The sequence below is a fragment of the Candidatus Fusobacterium pullicola genome (assembly GCA_018883725.1).
In the GTDB taxonomy this organism is placed as follows: domain Bacteria; phylum Fusobacteriota; class Fusobacteriia; order Fusobacteriales; family Fusobacteriaceae; genus Fusobacterium_A; species Fusobacterium_A pullicola.
Map to the genome: position 1 here is coordinate 1 of JAHLFN010000051.1, position 3,776 is coordinate 3,776.

The 3,776-nt window shown below is 33.8% G+C and carries 2 protein-coding genes; both read left to right on the plus strand.

The features are described 5' to 3' along the window. The first annotated feature begins 151 nt into the window (after positions 1-151). A complete protein-coding gene (gene mnmG / locus IAA47_05170; protein MBU3842357.1) occupies positions 152-1,999 on the plus strand; it encodes a tRNA uridine-5-carboxymethylaminomethyl(34) synthesis enzyme MnmG in 1,848 nt (615 codons plus the stop codon). A gap of 42 nt (positions 2,000-2,041) precedes the next feature. Beyond that, a complete protein-coding gene (locus tag IAA47_05175; protein MBU3842358.1) occupies positions 2,042-3,598 on the plus strand; it encodes an ATP-binding cassette domain-containing protein in 1,557 nt (518 codons plus the stop codon). The last annotated feature ends 178 nt before the right edge of the window (positions 3,599-3,776 follow it).

Consider the following 3,776-nt stretch of genomic DNA (forward strand, 5'->3'; position numbering starts at 1 on the left):
AAATATTAAAATTTTTAGACATAGTTAGTAACTGCTCCTTTCATTTTAGGGGGGATATAATATTTCTGGACAATCTATTATACCTTAAAGGTTGGGAGTAGTTCACATAAATTTTAAGTTAACAGAAATAATTTATGGATTAGGAGGGAAAATGAAAAAGATTTATGATGTTATAGTTGTAGGAGGAGGGCACGCTGGAGTAGAAGCGGCACTTGCTTCAGCTAGATTAGGAAAAGATACAGCTATATTTACTTTATATTTAGATACAGTAGCAATGATGTCATGTAATCCTTCGATTGGTGGTCCTGGAAAGAGTAATCTTGTGGCTGAAATGGATATTTTAGGTGGAGAGATGGGAAGACACACTGATGAATTTAATCTTCAGTTAAAACATCTAAATGAGAGCAAGGGACCTGCAGCAAGAATTACAAGGGGACAAGCGGATAAGTATCTGTATAGAACTGAGATGAGAAAAAAACTTGAACATACAGAGAACTTACATATGATTCAAGATTGTGTAGAGCAGATAATAGTTGATGAGGGAGAGATAAAGGGAGTTAGAACTAGATTAGGTCTATCTTACTTTGCTAAGGCTGTAATTTTATGTACAGGAACTTTCTTAAAAGGAAAGATAGTTATAGGGGATGTGACATACTCTGCTGGAAGACAGGGAGAGCAATCAGCTGAAAAACTATCAGACTCTTTAAGAGATCATGGAATACATATAGAGAGATACCAAACAGCTACACCTCCAAGACTTGATAGAAGAAGTATAGACTTTTCTAAAATGGAGGAGTTAAAAGGAGAGGAGCATCCTAGATATTTCTCAATTTTTACAAATAAAGAGAGAAATAATGTAGTTCCTACATGGCTTACACACACTACAGAGAAGACTATAGAGGTAGCTAAGGAGATGTTAAAATACTCTCCAATAGTAAGTGGAATAATAGAGACTCATGGACCTAGACACTGCCCATCTCTAGATAGAAAAGTGCTTAATTTCCCAGATAAGACAAATCATCAAATATTCTTAGAATTAGAATCTGCTGACTCAGAAGAGATCTATGTAAATGGGCTTACAACAGCTATGCCACCTTTTGCTCAAGAGGCGATGATGAGAACTATAGCTGGATTAGAGAATGCTAAGATAATGAGACATGGTTATGCAGTTGAGTATGATTATGCTCCAGCTTCACAACTATATCCTAGTTTAGAGAGTAAAAAGATAGCTGGACTGTATTTTGCTGGACAGATAAATGGTACATCAGGTTATGAAGAGGCAGCTTGTCAAGGATTTATGGCAGGGGTAAATGCTGCTAGAAAACTTGATGGAAAGGAACCAGTAATAATTGATAGAAGTGAAGGATATATAGGAGTTCTAATTGACGATATCATACATAAGAAGACACCAGAGCCATATAGAGTATTACCATCACGTTCAGAGTATAGATTAACATTGAGATTTGACAATGCTTTTATGAGATTATATGAAAAGGCAAAGGAGATAGGACTTCTATCTCAAGAGAAGTTAGATTACTTAAAAAATGCTATAGATATAGTAAATAGTGAGATAGCTAGACTTAGAGAGATAAGTGTACCTATGGTTAAGGCAAATGAGCTTTTAGAGAAATTGGGTTCTAATCAAAAATTCTCTAAGGGAATAAAAATTGGAGAGCTTTTAAAGGTTAAAGAGGTAACTTATGATAGCTTAAAGGATGTTACAGATGTTGGAGATTATCCAGAATTTGTAAAAAATCAGATAGAGACAATTATAAAATATGATATCTTTATTCAAAGAGAGAATGAGCAGATAGAAAAGTTTAAAAGATTAGAAGAGATGAGAATACCTAAGGATTTTGATTTTTCATCGGTTAAGGGGATATCAAATATAGCAAGAAGTGGATTAGAGGAGATCAGACCACTTTCAATAGGTGAGGCTTCAAGAATAAGTGGAGTGACAGGAAATGATATAGCTTTACTAATAGGATATTTAAAATAATATGTATATAAACAAAAATAAAAAGATTATTTAGGAGATTTAATGAGTATATTAGATGTAAAAAATGTCAGCCATGGATTTGGTTCTAGAGTAATATTAGAAGATGCTTCTTTTAGACTTTTGAAAGGGGAGCATATAGGACTTGTAGGAGCTAATGGTGAGGGAAAAACAACATTTTTAAATATAATTACAGGAAATCTTATGCCAGATGAGGGAACTGTAACTTGGTGTAATCATATTACTACTGGTTATTTGGATCAGTATAGTACATTGGAGAAGGGAAAAACTATAAGAGATATCTTAAAGTCTGCCTTCAATCATATGTTTGAGTTAGAAAAAGAGATGATGGTACTATATGAGAAGATGGGAGATTGTTCACCTGAGGAGATGGACTCTCTTATGGAAGAGGTAGGAGAGATTCAAAGTATACTGGATAGTGGAGATTTTTACTCTTTGGATTCAAAAATAGAGGAGTATGCAAAGGGATTAGGACTTATGGATATAGGGCTTGAAAGAGATGTATCAGAGCTTTCAGGAGGACAGAGAGCCAAGATATTACTAGCTAAAGTATTACTAGAAAATCCAATGATACTTATACTAGACGAGCCTACAAACTTCCTAGATGAAAATCATATAGAGTGGTTAAAGAACTTTTTACAAAATTATGAAAATGCTTTTATATTAGTTTCACATGATATACCATTTTTAAATTCAGTAGTAAATGTAATTTACCATGTAGAAAATGCTGTATTAACTCGTTATACAGGAGATTATTATCAATTTAGAGAGATGTATGAGTTAAAGAAGAGACAGATAGAGCAAGCATATAAAAAGCAACAGAAAGAGATTGAGCATCTAAAGGATTTCATAGCCCGTAATAAGGCTAGAGTTGCCACTACAAATTTAGCTAAGGATAGACAAAGAAAGCTAGATAGAATGGAGATTATTGAGATAGCTAAGGAGAAACCAAAACCAACTTTTGGATTTAGCTCAGCTAGAACTCCAAGTAGAGAGGTTATAACTGTTAAGGACTTAGTAATCGGTTATAATGAAGCTCTAACTAAACCACTTAATTTCACTGTTGAAAGAAATCAAAAGATTGCTATAAAGGGAGTAAATGGACTTGGAAAATCAACTTTATTAAAAACTTTATTAGGAAAATTAAAACCATTAGCTGGAGAGGTAGAGCATGGACAGTTCCTAGAGATAGGATATTTTGAGCAGGAAGAAAAGGCTGGAAATACTACTACAGCTCTAGATGAGATATGGAATGAGTTTCCGAGTATGACTAATGCGGAAGTAAGAGCTGCCCTTGCAAAATGTGGATTAACAACAAATCATATAACAAGTCAGATGCAAGTGTTATCAGGAGGAGAAAATGCTAAGGTACGTCTATGTAAACTTATGCTTAGAGACATTAATTTACTTGTTTTAGACGAGCCAACTAACCACCTAGATATAGATGCTAAAGAGGAGTTAAAAAGAGCTTTAAAAGAGTTTAAAGGAACGATAGTATTGGTAAGCCATGAGCCAGATTTCTATATGGATATAGCAACAGAGGTTTGGAATGTAGAAGATTGGACAACTAAGATAGTATAATTATTACTGTCTATATACAATAAAAAGTTTTATATTTTTTAACCTAATGGGCAAGAAGTCGCCCACCTCTATAGGTGGTGCGATGAATTGCCTAATTTTTTTCTAAAAATTGTGGTATAATATAGCTAAAAGTAATTTTGATAGATTATATGGAGGTGAACAGATGAAACAACTAAAA